This window comes from Flavobacterium gossypii (assembly GCF_014138495.1).
GTDB lineage: Bacteria > Bacteroidota > Bacteroidia > Flavobacteriales > Flavobacteriaceae > Flavobacterium > Flavobacterium endophyticum.
This window is the reverse complement of sequence record NZ_JACJIS010000006.1, coordinates 20,338-35,144: the sequence shown is the minus strand read 5'-3', so window position 1 is coordinate 35,144 and position 14,807 is coordinate 20,338. Positions and strand designations below refer to the sequence as shown.

Genomic DNA, 14,807 nt, shown 5'->3' with positions numbered 1-14,807 from the left:
GAATTACGAATTACGAATTACGAATACACTAAATAATTTCCTGAAATTACTATGTTTTATCTTTTAGATATTATTGGAACCATGGCTTTTGCGCTATCTGGCGCACTGACGGCAATGAACAAGAAACTCGATCCATTCGGGGTTTTTATTATTGCTTTTGTGACTGCTGTTGGTGGCGGAACACTAAGGGACATCATGATCGGGCGTACTCCTGTGGGATGGATGCGCGACTTGAATTATGTGTATTTTATCATTGCCGGCTATTTTATCGCTATTATTTTCAGGAAGAAACTAGACAGGCTCCGAACTTCTTTGTTTTTATTTGATACGATTGGCTTGGGCGTCTTTACGTTGATTGGCCTTGAAAAAGGATTAGATACGAATCTTCATCCGATTATCTGTATTGCTTTGGGGACGATGACAGCTTGTTTTGGCGGTGTCACACGAGACATTCTATGCAATGAAATACCTGTGATTTTTAGAAGAGAAATTTATGCCACAATCTGTATTATTGGCGGAATTTTGTTTTTCATCTTAAAACGATGGAATCTTGATAACGATATTCTTTATCTGATAACTTCCTGCGTGATGATCGCAATTCGCTTGATGGCTGTCAAGTTCAAATGGTATCTTCCAGCCTTGAACCAAAAATAATTATCGGGTCAGATAAACATAACCTGTTAGAGGAGTTTTATAATCTGGATCGTTGAGATCCAAGACATAATAATAGGTGCCGTCTGGAAGATTGGTCCCGTTGATTTCAATTCCTTTAGTTGCTTTCCCATACCAGTTTTCGGTATTATTATTTCCTGTCCACACCAACGTGCCCCAGCGGTTATAGATAAGCAATTCGAAATTCAAAAAGATATCTCGTAATCCGTCTATAAAGAAAAAATCATTCCACCCGTCATCATTGGCAGTAACAGCATTATAGACTGTTGGCGGGCAGTTTTTTGTGTCTAATAAAAAAGAAGTAATACTATAGCAGTTTTCATCTTCGATCCTCACAAAGATTTCTTTTGGCGTTACCGAAGCAATATAATTATGCGAATTAAGAATCGGATTTTCGTTAGATTCAGCTTCCTCTTGAGACGCAAAAAAATGAACTACATGACTAGGATCAATCTTTACAGCGTCTTCATAATGCGAAAAATTGAAAGTTCCTTTTTTTAAGCCTTCATTGCAAGCGAAAATTGTTTCGAGCGGATTAAATTCTGGAGAAACCAGAAAAGAAACAGTAACAGAAAAATCGTTGTTCATTTCATTTAATTCGGTTACGATTCCTGTTCCATTTCCGCCATCGTCGACTACAAATTTTAGAGTAAAATCATTCGGAATTTCATCAGGTATTGTAAGATGGATACTATCGCTATAGCTTCCTCCAATCGGGATAGGAGGGACTGTCAAGGTTTGCTCAATCAAGATTCCGTTCGCATAAATCGAAATAGGTACTTCTGCGATGAGAGGATCGGTGCTATCAATATTGTATACGGTATAATCTACAATGATGCGTCGCGAATTGCATTCTAAAGCAACATTATCAATTGAAATGGTTGCATCTGGAAGCTGGTTATTTAGTTTGGTAAGGACAGTGCTAATCATTACAAAATCCTGCTGCGAAGTAAGCTGAATTTCTACCGATTCGTCTCTGATATCTATAAAGTCTTGGATTTCATAAACATCCAGATCCATATTGTATAAGGTGCTGGAGCCTGTAAAAGTATTAGTGCCGTTAAAGGCATTATTTGGAGGATTTAAGGCATTGCTTAAAGTATTTCCGTTAATTTTTAAAGATTCCGTAAACCCAGGATTAGGGAGGTTAACATCGCCTTCCCAAGCGATGAATCCAATTTTAGAACCGACATTATCAATTACATTCAGGCTATTTAACGTCAAAGTCAAGTCATTCTGTGTTCTTGAAACACCCTGCAGTCCGTCATAGACATTGATTTGGTTCAGTGGAAGGCTTTCGTTTTTGTAGATGATTACGATGGCCCAACCGGCAAAGTTTGTACGGTTGTTGCAATAATGCGTCGGATTTAAAAACGGAGAAACATCCAAATCGGATAACGTATAATTTCCGTTTCCAGTCGTGCGGATTTGTGCCGTTACATCTGTAAAAGCGCAGAAATAGTCTAAATCGTTTTGGAAGAAAGCAAAATTCCTTTCAGAAGTTATAGGCGTTCCGTTTAGAAGCACATTCAAATCGCCTGTGCCCGAACCTGCCCAATAGAGATAAGCTTTTTCAATTTCATCTGTTGTATCCATTGTCAAAATTGCAGAAGAGGAAGTAGAAATAGAACATAGGGTGTTGAGATTATTTTCTGAAGTATTAAGCGTATTTCCTACAATCGTGAAATCATAACGGCCGTTGAATTGTTGGAATAAAGCTACATCTTGCGCTAGAACGGTGCAAGAGAAAAGCAGAAAGACGATAATGTTTCTAATTGGTAGTTTTAGATTCACTCGATAATCAATTGAAAGTTATAAAGATAGTATTTATTTATAATAGAGTATGTTAACAAAATAAAATTACCTTTTGCGAATGCCTTAATCTTATCTAAAAAATTAGTACTTTTCCAAAGCATAAAAATAGGCCGTGAGAAACTATACCGTTAGAAAATATAAAGCCGAAGACTACGATAATTGGAACGCTTTTGTGGATAAAGCCAAAAATGCGACATTTTTATTTCATAGAGATTTTATGGAATACCACAGCGATAGGTTTCGGGATTTTTCATTGATTATTTTAGATGGTGAGAATTGGGAAGCGGTTTTGCCAGCTAATGTTGTTGGCGGCGCTATTTTTTCTCATCAAGGCTTAACTTATGGAGGAATTGTGTGCGATGAAAAGATGAAACAATCCATAATGATTTCAGTTTTCAAGAGCGTATTGCAGTTTTTAGAATCCAACGGAATCCAAAAGCTTCATTTCAAGATGATGCCTTCTATTTATTTTGATTTTCCTTCCGACGAATTAAATTACGCTTTATTCTTAGTCGATGCAAAATTGACACGAAGAGATGCTTTGTCTGTTATTGATAATTCTAAACCATACAAGATTTCTAGAGCTAGAAGAGCTTGCGTAAGGAGGGGACAGCAGTTGGGCTTGATAATCAAAGAAGAGCCTAATTTTAAGTTGTTTTGGGAGGAAATATTGATTCCAAATATCTCAGAAAAGCATAGTGCAAAACCTGTTCATACTGTTGAAGAAATAGAAAAACTACATCGTTTATTTCCAGAAAACATCAGGCATTTTAATGTGTATTATCAAGATAAGATTGTTGCAGGGACAACTATTTTTATTTCTAAAAATGTTGCTCATCCTCAGTATGTTTCTGGGCAAAATAATAAAAACGAGCTAGGTTCGTTAGACCTTCTGTACCATCACTTGATTGTTGATGTATTTCCTGATAAGCGGTTTTTTGATTTTGGAATTTCTAATGAACAAAATGGACAAAAACTCAATGAAGGACTTATTTTTTGGAAGGAAAGTTTCGGGGCAAGGACTCTGACTCAGGATTTTTATGAAATCTCAACCTCCAATTACAACAAGCTAGAAAATGTTTTGATATGATAAAATTTCTGGATTTAAAGAAAATAAACCAACCGTATGAAGCGTCTTTCCAAGCAAAGCTAAAAGATATCTCAGACAAAGGTTGGTACATTTTAGGTGAAGAAATCAAAGCTTTTGAGCATAATTTTGCGGCATATTGCGGCGCAAAATATTGTATTGGCGTTGGAAATGGCTTGGATGCTTTGGTCTTGATTTTCAAAGCGTATATTCAATTAGGCAAAATTCAAAAAGGAGATGAGGTAATCATTCCTGCAAATACCTACATTGCGAGTATCTTAGCGGTACTTCAAGCAGATTTAGTTCCTGTTTTAGTCGAGCCAAATCTTGAAACCTACAACATCGACCCAAAAGAAATAGAGAAGGCCATTACGCCAAAAACTAAAGCAATTTTGCCTGTTCATTTGTATGGACAGTTGTCTCCGATGCAAGAAATTAATTCCATAGCAAAGAAATATAAACTGTTGGTGATCGAAGATGCGGCGCAAAGTCATGGAGCCGTTTTAAATTCAAAAAAAGCAGGAAGCATAGGCGATGCCGCAGGATTTAGCTTTTATCCAGGTAAAAATTTAGGCGCTTTGGGCGATGCGGGGGCCATTACCACAAATGATGAAGAATTGGCAAGAATGGTTTTTTCTTTACGCAACTACGGATCCGAAACAAAGTACGTTAATGATTATATCGGAATTAATTCTAGGCTGGATGAATTGCAGGCGGCATTTTTAAGCGTAAAATTGCCAAATCTTGATGCCGAAAATACAATCAGGAAGAAAATAGCAAGACGGTATTTGTCCGAAATAAAAAACAATAAGATTACTTTGCCGTTTTATGACGATTCCGACAATCATGTTTTTCATCTTTTTGTTGTCAGGACAGCTGATAGGAAAGGATTTCAAGAGTATTTACTGAAAAATAATATCCAAACCTTGATTCATTATCCGATTCCACCTCACCAGCAAAAAGCGCTTTCTTTTCTCAAAGAATTATCTTTCCCGATTACTGAAAAGATTCACAGGGAAGTTTTAAGCTTGCCGATAAGTCCTGTCATGAGCGAGGAAGAGGTTGGCTATGTGATTGAAATTATTAATAAATTCTAATTGATTTCTATAAAAAAAATAGTAGCATCGTCACTGTTCAAGGTAACCTCTTTGAATAGTATCAGTGTTGTCATAAAAATTTTAATAGGAATTCTGTCATCCAAGATCATTGCTCTTTTTTTAGGAGCTCCCGGAATGGCGTTGGTCGGAAATATGAGGAACTTTTTTTCTTCGGTAGAAACGATTACGACCTTAGGCTTCCAAAATGGAATCGTAAAATATGCAGCAGAAAATCAAAATGACGAAGCTCATATCAAAAAAATAATTTCCACCACTTTTATTACGTTATTGTGCTCTTCGATACTATTTGCCTTTGTCCTTTTTTTATTTAGTGGCTACTGGAACGAGCAGGTTTTCGGAGCTCATCACAATTTTGATTTTGTATTTATTGTCTTAGCTTTTTCTGTACCGTTTTATGTCCTCAATGTTTTTTTGGTGAGCATACTGAATGGTTTTGGAAAATACAATAAGATAATCTACATCAATATTTTTGGTAGTATTATTGGACTCATCGTTTCTGTAATCTTAATCTGGGAACTCAACATAGCAGGTGCCTTGATTTCGGTAGTTGTCACACCGGCCTTACTCTTGTTTGTTACCTTTCTTTATTTTAGAGCCGAGATGGATTTATGGAAGTATATCAGCTTCCATTCTTTTGATTTTGACATTATCAAAAGCCTATCGTCCTTTTCACTGATGGCTCTAGTTTCGGGATTCTTAGGCCCATTGGTCTTTCTGGCTATTCGGAACAATGTGATTGAAAAATTAGGAACAGAACAAGCCGGATATTGGTCAGCAATGGAAAGAATTTCATCCAATTACTTGATGTTTATTTCTACCTTACTGACTGTTTATTTTCTGCCAAAATTAATATTAGCTACCGCAAAAAAAGAGACTAAAGCTGTTTTTTATAGCTATTATAAGACCATTTTGCCGATTTTTATTTTTACCGCTGGTATCATTTATGTGCTAAGGCATTTCATTGTGGCTTTTCTGTTTACGAAAGACTTTATGCCCGTCGAAAACCTGTTCAAGTGGCAGCTGATAGGTGACACGCTTAAAGTAGCATCGCTTATTCTTGGATTTGAATTCTTTGCTAAAAAAATGACAGTAGCTTTTATTATTTCTGAACTATTATCTTTAGCCGTATTATACGCCTCAACTCTATTTTTTATAGCGGATTATGGTATAGAAGGCATAGTGATGGCACATGCCTTTACATATCTGCTGTATTTTTTGGTGTTGAGTGTTTATTTTAGAAGCACTATGAAGCTATAATACCTTTATTAATTTTAATACTAAGAGCTTTAGAATGAACAAAAGTCTTTTTATAATACCCTTTTACAACGAAGAAAAAAGAATATCATCTGATGAATATCTCCAAATCATTGAAGAATCAAAAGAGATAGATTTTTTATTGGTAAATGATGGTAGTTCAGATGCTACTTTAGGTATTTTAAAAGAGCTTTCTGATAAATTATCAAATTGTGAAACTTATGATTTGCCTCAAAATTCAGGGAAAGCCGAGGCCATAAGAAAAGGTATACTTCATGCACAAAATGAATACGAATATATCGGTTATCTTGATGCTGATTTTTCAACACCAGTATCAGAAATGATAAAACTATTGGACTATGCAAAAACAAACCCCCACCTAAATATTGTCTTGGGAAGCCGCGTAAAGCTTTTAGGTAATCAAGTTATAAGATCGCAGGTAAGGCACTATTTCGGACGAATTTTTGCCACTGTAATAAGTAAATTCATTTTGCGTGTTCCAGTTTATGATACCCAGTGTGGTGCAAAAATCATAAAAGCTGACGTCGCAAAAACACTTTTTGAAAAACCATTTTTAACGCGATGGATTTTTGATGTCGAAATGCTATTACGCTATAAAACAACATACCCCAACTTTCTAACAACTGCTAGCGAATATCCATTGGATATTTGGATCGAAAAAGGCAAAACATCTATAAAACTAAAAGAGTTCTTGATTTTTCCATTTCAAATTTTAAAGATATATTTTCACTATTCTAAAAAAAATAATTGATATTTTTTAATGAACTGACTTTCTTACAATAACAGGAAATTCTTCATTTTTTTCTATCGTGTTGTAGATTATGAAATGTTTTGTTTCGTCTATCTTTTTGAAGTTTTTATAGATGTATACGGCAATTACGCTAAAATCTTCTTTTTTGTCAAACATAAACTCCTCACTACCATCAAGAAAACTTTTTTCTAAAAAGATAAAATTTTCTTTTTCTGACGCAATCTTTAAAAAACGACTTGGGTCTCTGTTTACTTCGTTATTTGTTAGCCAATCTGCAGGTAAAACACTTTGAGTATTGAATACGTAATGTGCCATCGGAAAACTTGGAGCAACAATAAAACGATTGCCATATTTTTCAACCAGAGACTTAAGATCGAGTAACTTGTTTCTGTTGTCTTTATTGGTCTTGAGGTATTTTAGCTTTGGAGAAACAGCATCTAGAGGGTAATTTAATTCAGAAATTTGTTTTTCTCTATAAGGCCTAAAGTTGGAAGAATAGGCTAATAGTAAAATGATACTTCCACCTAAAATAAATAACCTTGAATTATATACTTTATCTACATCTTCTGAAAATAAGATTGTTAATGATAAGATTATGCCAGTAGAAAAGAAAATAGGATAATTATAGCCCATGCTTATTGAACAGCTCCAAGCTATCAAAAGCGTCAGGAGGATTGGAATATAATACCTGAAGTTATTTCGGTCTTTAATTATTTTACTGATTACAGCAAAAGCAGCAGAAAGCATTGCAATTCTTGAAGCCATTAGAAATTCTATAAAAAAGCATAAAGCAATAGAAACGACAAGCAGAACAATAGAGAGATTTTTTAAATATTCTGGAAAAGTGATTGCTTTCTTTTTTGGAAAATACAATAATAAATAAGCCAGCAGAATGATTAAGGGCAGTAAAAAAGATACTTTAGGATAGGTCCATACATAATCTAAAAAACCTGAATAGAGAAGGTCTTTAAAATGCGTCTGTCCAGTGGTTTGCTCTAGAAAATCAGCAATAGATGACGTATGCTCGATCCACAAAAAGAATAGTAAAACAAAAACAAGCAAAAAAGCTAAAAATTGCAGTCCCTTTTTTATTCCTTGCATACAGGCAATCACTAAAAAGAAACCAAAAGGAATTAAATAAAAGGATTGTTTTGTAAGTGCCGATAAGAGACAGAAAAAAGCGATTGCCAAAAGTTGAACTATACTCGATTTTCCATTCCTGCTTAAAGAGAGAATATATAAAGCAATTACAGCAAAGAGCAGGCCATCTGTTGTAGGCCACGGATACGCCGTGAAATTCAATAATGAAATGACAAACCCTACCGTCATTAACGCCCACTTATTAAATTTAAATTGAAGCGGGTAAAAATTAGTAAAACTTTTAACCGCTAAAAATACTTGCAAAGCAAACAGCAAATAGTTGACAATTTTGATATAATAAAATTGACCCGCTATAGGAAGTATTTTAATAAAAATGGCCTGAAAATATAAAGTTGACGGTGGAGCTTTATAGACAAAATCTTTATAGACATCTTGCCCGTTTGCAATTCTCCATGAAAAACTGGGAAGATATCCAGTATCCCAAGTTTCAAATCCATAACGTGCAGTGAATAAACAATAAATGACTACAACGATAAAAAATAAAGAACAGTAGATGGTATTTGTTGAAATTGTTTTCATGAATTATTTTTTTTCGACTATAGATTTATTGCCAGTTTTCTAAATACCTCTCAGCAATTTTAATAAAATGATGCTCCTTTTCAACGAACGCTCGTGCATTCCTACCCATTTTAGCTAATTCTTCTGGATTTTCGATTAAGAACGATAGTTGATCTACTATAGAATCTACATCTGGCAAAGCATTTACAGCCACTTTATCGGTTAATTGATAATGCTCATAAAATTCAGATTCAGCTCCCGTAAAAACGACTTTTCCTTGCGCCATGGCTTCCAAGGCATTATATCCTTGGTCAAAAGAGTAAATTTGGTCAAGAAGTATATGAGCCGATTGCAAATACTTTTGATATTCGTCATAAGCCAAGCTATTCACTATTATGATTTCGACTTTGTCTTTGTACTTTACTTCTATTTTTGATAACGCCTCTAAAAAAACAGCACTTCCTTTTTTGACAGAACTGTATTTATTAATACCATGGAAAATGATAATCTTTGAATCAATTTTTATCGACGAGAACTTAAGCTTATCCGTATTTATCGGATTTGGAATCAATGAAAAATCAATATCTGTCTGTTCCATCGGGATCTTATAATCCAAATCAGAAACCAATATTCCATCGCAGTTAGATTTCAAGAAATCAAAAAGCTTTTCCTGCTGCTTTCCAACATAACTCAAAGTATAATTGTAATATTTTTTATTTGAAGCATCATTAAAATAAGGCGTAAGTACCGAATATTTTAAATTGTTTTTTAATAAGACTTCTACAATTGGAGTTTCGTCCCCGCAAATCAAAAGGAATTTTTTGTTGTTTTGTGCAAATAGTTTTCGGTAAAGTTTTTCCGCTAGTCTAGGCGAAGTTTCAATTGCATTTGAATTAATCAATTGAACGACATCGTAATTTTTCAGTTGAGGTAAAAGCTTTCGGAATCTAGAGGCTCTTTCCAATGCTTCCAAATCCAGCATAAAAACTTTCTTGAAAACCTTGTTGCAGAATCGAAATAAGCCATTAGAAGGAATTACTCTCGAAGCAATTGAGAAATCAACAGGATATTTTTTAAAATCATCTCCGGTACCTACAATATGCACTTCATGTCCTAAAGCAGTAAGTCCTTCCTTTAACGAATTGTGTAATCGGCTGAATTCTCCAACGAGTAGAATCCTCATAATTGTTTATATTTGTTTCAAAAATAATTAAAAAAGTAGCAACAGATGCATCAAACGAAAATATGTTTGATTGGAAATAATCTTTCAAATGGCGGTGCCGATAAGATTCATGCTATTTTATCAAATTTTTTTTTCAGCAAAACCATTGATGTTCATAATGTGATCATCACAGATGAGATAACCTACGATTTCTCTGGAAAATTGCTGAACCTCGGCAAGCTGAAAGACAATGGCAATGGGCTTTTAAACAATCTCAAAAGATTTTTGGTGCTTAAAAAGTATATCAAGCAACATAATTTTGATTACATTATCGACGTACGCGCTAGAAACAACCAGCTTAAGGAATTTTTAATTGCGAAGATGATTTATAAAGTTCCTTATGTAGTGATGATTCATAGCTATAATACGGATTGGTATTTTCCGAAAAATGATTTTATAGCAAAGACTATTTTTTCTAATGCTTACGGAATTGTCTGCGTATCCAAAGAAATTGAAGCAAAGGTTAAGGAAAAATACGGCTATAAAAACCTAAAAACAATTTATAATCCGCTTGAAATTGATAAAATTACAGTTCTTTCAAAAGAAAATATCGATCTGGATTTTGAATACGTTTTGGCCGCCGGAAGAATGGTTTTTGACAACAACAAGCAGTTCGACAAGATGATTAAGGCCTATGCCGCTTCAAGGCTTCCGATGAAAAATATAAGATTGGTTCTGCTAGGCAATGGCCCTCAAAAAAAATACTTGCAGGAATTAGCCAAATCCGAAGAGGTTGAAGATAAAGTGGTGTTTTTGGATTTTCAAAAGAATCCGTTTAAATTTATAAAACGTGCTAAATTTACGCTGCTAACGAGCAAACATGAAGGGTTGCCTAATATTATCACTGAATCTTTAGCCTGCGGCGTACCGGTTGTTTCTTTTGATTGCAAGTCGGGACCTAATGAATTAATAGAAAATGGCAAGAATGGACTTTTGGTCAAAGATCAAGATTTTGAGGAATTTGTGCATGCTATGGATGAGATGGATCAAAACGAAACCCTGCTAGCAACTTGCAAAGAAAATGCATTGGAAAGCATACAGCGTTTTTCTGTAGAAAAAATTGGTGCTGAATGGCTAGAATATTTAAAAATTAACAAATAGGTAAATGAATATCGAAATTATTGAAATCCCAAAAATTGAAGATTATAGAGGAAATATTGCCGTTATCGAAAACGACGTCGTTCCTTTTGATATCAAGCGTGTTTATTACCTATTTGATGTCCCGAGCAATTCTCATCGCGGCGGGCATGCGCATAAAAACTTGATACAGCTGCTGATTCCGTTATCAGGAAGCTTCGATGTTGTACTAAACGATGGCAGAGAAAATCAGATAATTACGCTCAACAAACCAGACAAAGGACTTCTTATAAAACCAACAGTCTGGAGAGAACTAGAAAACTTTTCATCAGGAGCAGTATGCCTTGTTATTGCTTCAGAAGTTTATGAAGAAGATGATTATATCAGAGAGTTGGATCAATTTTTAGCGTATGTAAATCAATCATAGATTGAAATCAAGATATTTTTTTGTTCCAGATATTTTTTGAAAGCATATAACTTTCGAATCAAAAATGTCGGCATTGCCAATATAATTTTCGTCTTGAAAGGAATATTAGAACGATCGACAGACTGCATATAAAAATCAAAAGTCTTTGCATCTCCGGCTAGTTTATGGCGTATTGCAAAGAAAATCCGATGCAGATCTAAATATTTTTTTAATGACGGATTATTTTTTTCTTCCTCTTTAAATTCGTCAAGTTTCGCAAAAGAACGCTTCAAAGTACTTGCCAGTGAAACCCTATTTTCAGCATCCAGCATGTGCCTTGCCGAAATTTCATTGTCAAAAGCAACATCAAATCGTAAAGCAATTCGTAACCATAAATCGGTGTCTTCTCCGGCTCCTAAAGTAATTGTCGTTTTAAAGTTCCCAACCGTATCAATAACTGTTTTGGGCACAGCTACCGCAGATGTCCATGCAATTCTGTCGATATAGCTTGACTGAAAAAAATCGTTTACAATGCCTTTCCATGGATGATGAGGAATAGCTACATAGGTTGGTTTGATAATCTTATTCGGATTGTAAAACCGTTCATAATTTGTGCAATAAAGACCACATTGTGGAAACATTTCATAAAGTTCTGACAGTTGTTTCAAATGATTTGGAAACCAATAGTCATCTGCATCCAGAAAAGCGATAAGAGTTCCCGAAGCTTTTGCAATTCCATAATTTCGTGCAGCTGAAACACCTTGATTTTCTGTTGAAAACAGCCTAATTCTGGAATCGTTAATTGCGAGTGCTTTGGATTCGCTTTTATCGGTAGAGCCATCATTTATGATTATGATCTCAAAGTCAGTAAAGGTCTGGTCCAGAGCACTTTTTAAGGTGTTTTGGATGCTTTTCTCTTTGTTGTATAATGGAACTATGACAGAGAATAAAGGCATACTACTTTGTTTTTAAATCACAAAAATATCCTAATCGGAACAGGTCAAAAACGAATAATGATGGATTTTTTCCTAAAAGATTATTTAAAAAAGCGGACTTGAAAGTTTTATAAAAGAATAAATATAAGCCTTTCATGCCATATTTTTTCAATGTTTTGTAGTATTCAGATAACTTGACGTATTCTGGAACAATCAATTTGTTGTCGATCAAATAGTCGAGTCCGATTAAAGCTTCTTCGGATTTTCTTAAAAAGACCTTGCTACTTTCCAGTCCCAGATGATAGACTGGGTTTTCAATGTGGACGACCTTGATGCCAGTTTTTTTTAAATCATAAGAAAACAACGTGTCTTCATGCCTCAAATTTGGAATTTCCTCATTAAAAGAAACAGTTTTGAAAACTGACTTTTTGATCATAAAATTTAAGGTCAGAAACGCTAGATACGGATTCTTCTGACGTACTTCAACGGGAAGAGCTTCTCTTGAATTGCCGTAGACCCATCTTAAAATCTGGTCTTTGCTTGGTTTATCCTTTTGATAGCGGATGCCGCCGTACACTACTTTTTCTTCAGAATCAATTTGGGAAACATAATTGGAAACAAAATCTTCCTCTATCGGAATTACGTCAGCATCAAGAAACAACAAGTTTTCAAAGCGTGCTTTTTTTGCCAAAAGATTACGTATGGCGCTTCGACCGATATTTTTTTCTAAGATAGTATACGAGCAATGATCTAGTGTGTTAATTTTTTGATTTTCAATATGATAATTTTTTGAAGCATCGTCCAAGCATATAATTTCGTATTCAATAGTTAGCTTTTTTGCTTGTTCGTGTAAGGAAGAAACAAGCGGGAAAATATCAAAATTATATGTCGGGATTAAGATTGAAATCATTAAACCGTTCTCTGAACTACTTCAAATACAGAACCGCTATCGCATTTTAAGGTCTTGGCAGGATATTTCATCAACAACGCATAATCATGTGTTGCCATGATGATAGTCTTTCCGTTCATGTTGATTTTTCGCAATACCTCCATGACTTCAACGCTAGTTTGCGGGTCAAGATTTCCCGTAGGCTCATCGGCCAAGATAATTTCCGGATCGTTTAGCAAAGCTCTTGCAATGGCAATTCGCTGCTGCTCGCCTCCTGATAATTGGTGCGGCATCTTATTCGCGAAATTTTTCATTCCGACTTTTTCTAAAACTTCTTCAATTTTGTCTTGCATTTCTTGCTTGTCTGTCCAGCCAGTGGCTTTTAAGACAAATACCATATTCTCGTTTACATTTCGGTCGGGAAGCAATTTAAAATCTTGGAAAACAATTCCGATTTTGCGTCTCAAATACGGAATGTTTTTTTCCTTCAATGCCGCCAGGTCATAATCAACAATGCTGCCTTGGCCTTCAGTTAACGGAAGATCCGCATACAAAGTTTTCATGAAACTACTTTTTCCGGAACCGGTTTTTCCAATAATATATAAGAATTCGCCGTGTTTTACTTCAATATTTACATTCGATAAAATGAGATTTTTCTCTTGATAGATATTTACGTTTCTCAAAAAAAGTACTGGTTGCGACATAATAATTTCGTTTATGTGGTAAAAGTAATAAGTTAACGTGCTTTATCAAAATTAAATTGTAAATCACTTTCTAAAGTTTCAGAATTATCTTCTAGTTTTTTGATGAATTTCCAATATTATTTTTCCAATAAATTCAATTCCATCTGAATATTGCATCGTTTGTAGGGCGTTGGAAGTCCGGCTACTTTTTGAAAACCCAATTTATAATAGAGATTAATGGCAGGTTTCAATATCGTATTGCTTTCCAAATATAATTTTGAAGCGCCTAATTCTTTTGCAGTTTTGACGATAGCCTCGCCGAGCAAAAAGCCGATATTTTTCCCTTGTGCTTTTGGAGAAACAGCCATTTTCGCCATTTCAAAATCGGTATCGTTCATTTTGATCAAAGCACAGACGCCAACAGGTTCATCATCATAAAGTGCGACAAGTATTTTTCCTCCTTTGTCTAAGATGTATTCTTTTGGATTGTCCAAGGCTTTGTAATCCGCTTCTTCCATTTCAAAATACGTAGAAATCCATTCCACATTCAGCGACTTGAAGGCGGAGTGGTATCGACTTTCATAGTCTACGATTTGTACATTTTTACTTTCACGAAGTTTCTTTTGCTCTTGGACTCTTTTGAACAATGTTTTTTGTTCTAATAAAAATTCCCATTCTTCAATAGCTTCCCATAAATTGTGAGTCGCTTCGCTCATGATACTCTCAATAGCGTTGCCTACATCTTGGTATTGTATGCTGAATTTTTCAGACAGAATTTTGCCTTTTTCGGTCAGAGCAACCATATTCCGACGCTTATCGCTCGTCTTCAGGTTTTCTTGAACCAAGCCAGCAATAGTCATTTCCTTGATGATTTTTGTAATTGATGGCTGTGAATGGCCTACATCGTTAGCAATTTCCGTAATTGTTTTTTCGCCTTCTTCTGAAAGTATAAAAAAGATAGGGAACCATTTTGGAGAAAATTCCACATTGTACAATTCGTATATTTTTGAGGCATCTTCGGTCACTTTTGCTGTAAGCAAGCGCAACCGACTTCCTAATGCCATCTTTCCTGTTTTTTCGAATAAATTCATTTTATAATTAAGTATATAATTAGTTATGTAAAATTATAAAAAAATTAAATTCCCGTGATATGTATTTTTATGAAATTTAAAAGAAATTTATGATTGGCATAAAATTTACAGGTTCTAAAACGCTCTC

14 protein-coding genes are annotated in these 14,807 nt (G+C 34.8%); 7 read left to right on the top strand and 7 right to left on the bottom strand.

Annotated elements, in window-relative coordinates:
* Positions 1-51: 51 nt before the first annotated feature.
* Positions 52-654 (top strand): trimeric intracellular cation channel family protein, encoded by a 603-nt coding sequence (locus tag GGR22_RS16900; protein WP_182494600.1) that lies wholly within the window; start codon positions 52-54, stop codon positions 652-654.
* Here the strand turns inward: GGR22_RS16900 and GGR22_RS16895 are convergent, their stop codons facing one another.
* The gene (locus GGR22_RS16895) at positions 655-2,466 is read right to left on the bottom strand and encodes a T9SS type B sorting domain-containing protein (protein ID WP_182494599.1); all 1,812 of its coding nucleotides are present in this window, start codon (positions 2,464-2,466) and stop codon (positions 655-657) included.
* A 133-nt stretch (positions 2,467-2,599) separates the two neighbouring features.
* Here GGR22_RS16895 and GGR22_RS16890 point away from each other — a divergent pair, with 133 nt between their 5' ends.
* The 4 genes from GGR22_RS16890 to GGR22_RS16875 are packed head-to-tail and all read left to right on the top strand — an operon-like array spanning position 2,600 to position 6,718.
* Complete coding sequence (locus GGR22_RS16890; protein WP_182494598.1) at positions 2,600-3,577, top strand: GNAT family N-acetyltransferase; 978 nt, start codon at positions 2,600-2,602, stop codon at positions 3,575-3,577.
* Complete coding sequence (locus GGR22_RS16885) at positions 3,574-4,671, top strand: DegT/DnrJ/EryC1/StrS family aminotransferase (protein WP_182494597.1); 1,098 nt, start codon at positions 3,574-3,576, stop codon at positions 4,669-4,671. Before GGR22_RS16890 ends, GGR22_RS16885 begins: the two co-directional genes overlap by 4 nt.
* Positions 4,672-5,949: an O-antigen translocase gene (locus GGR22_RS16880; protein WP_182494596.1), complete on the top strand. Its 1,278-nt coding sequence runs from the start codon at positions 4,672-4,674 to the stop codon at positions 5,947-5,949.
* A 34-nt stretch (positions 5,950-5,983) separates the two neighbouring features.
* Positions 5,984-6,718, top strand: a complete 735-nt coding sequence (locus GGR22_RS16875) for a glycosyltransferase (RefSeq protein ID WP_182494595.1) — start codon at positions 5,984-5,986, stop codon at positions 6,716-6,718.
* A gap of 6 nt (positions 6,719-6,724) precedes the next feature.
* Here the strand turns inward: GGR22_RS16875 and GGR22_RS16870 are convergent, their stop codons facing one another.
* Together GGR22_RS16870 and GGR22_RS16865 are read right to left on the bottom strand one after the other, a co-directional pair.
* Complete coding sequence (locus GGR22_RS16870; RefSeq protein ID WP_182494594.1) at positions 6,725-8,398, bottom strand: hypothetical protein; 1,674 nt, start codon at positions 8,396-8,398, stop codon at positions 6,725-6,727.
* Positions 8,399-8,423: 25 nt separating this feature from the next.
* The gene (locus GGR22_RS16865; RefSeq protein WP_182494593.1) at positions 8,424-9,560 is read right to left on the bottom strand and encodes a glycosyltransferase; all 1,137 of its coding nucleotides are present in this window, start codon (positions 9,558-9,560) and stop codon (positions 8,424-8,426) included.
* Between the two features lie 45 nt (positions 9,561-9,605).
* Here GGR22_RS16865 and GGR22_RS16860 point away from each other — a divergent pair, with 45 nt between their 5' ends.
* Entirely contained in the window at positions 9,606-10,700 is a 1,095-nt protein-coding gene (locus GGR22_RS16860; protein WP_182494592.1) for a glycosyltransferase, read from the top strand.
* Positions 10,701-10,704: 4 nt separating this feature from the next.
* Positions 10,705-11,103: a sugar 3,4-ketoisomerase gene (locus GGR22_RS16855; RefSeq protein WP_182494591.1), complete on the top strand. Its 399-nt coding sequence runs from the start codon at positions 10,705-10,707 to the stop codon at positions 11,101-11,103.
* On the opposite strand, the gene GGR22_RS16850 is transcribed toward GGR22_RS16855, so the two are convergent.
* From GGR22_RS16850 to GGR22_RS16835, 4 genes are all read right to left on the bottom strand, one after another.
* On the bottom strand, positions 11,094-12,038 hold the full coding sequence (locus tag GGR22_RS16850) for a glycosyltransferase family 2 protein (RefSeq protein ID WP_182494590.1): 945 nt from the start codon (positions 12,036-12,038) through the stop codon (positions 11,094-11,096). The genes GGR22_RS16855 and GGR22_RS16850 overlap by 10 nt on opposite strands.
* Position 12,039: 1 nt before the next feature.
* Positions 12,040-12,927, bottom strand: a complete 888-nt coding sequence (locus GGR22_RS16845; RefSeq protein WP_182494589.1) for a glycosyltransferase family 2 protein — start codon at positions 12,925-12,927, stop codon at positions 12,040-12,042.
* Entirely contained in the window at positions 12,927-13,610 is a 684-nt protein-coding gene (locus tag GGR22_RS16840) for a cell division ATP-binding protein FtsE (RefSeq protein WP_121377676.1), read from the bottom strand. The genes GGR22_RS16845 and GGR22_RS16840 overlap by 1 nt, the downstream gene beginning before the upstream one ends.
* Positions 13,611-13,726: 116 nt before the next feature.
* A complete protein-coding gene (locus tag GGR22_RS16835; protein WP_182494588.1) occupies positions 13,727-14,680 on the bottom strand; it encodes a bifunctional helix-turn-helix transcriptional regulator/GNAT family N-acetyltransferase in 954 nt (317 codons plus the stop codon).
* Between the last annotated feature and the right edge of the window lie 127 nt (positions 14,681-14,807).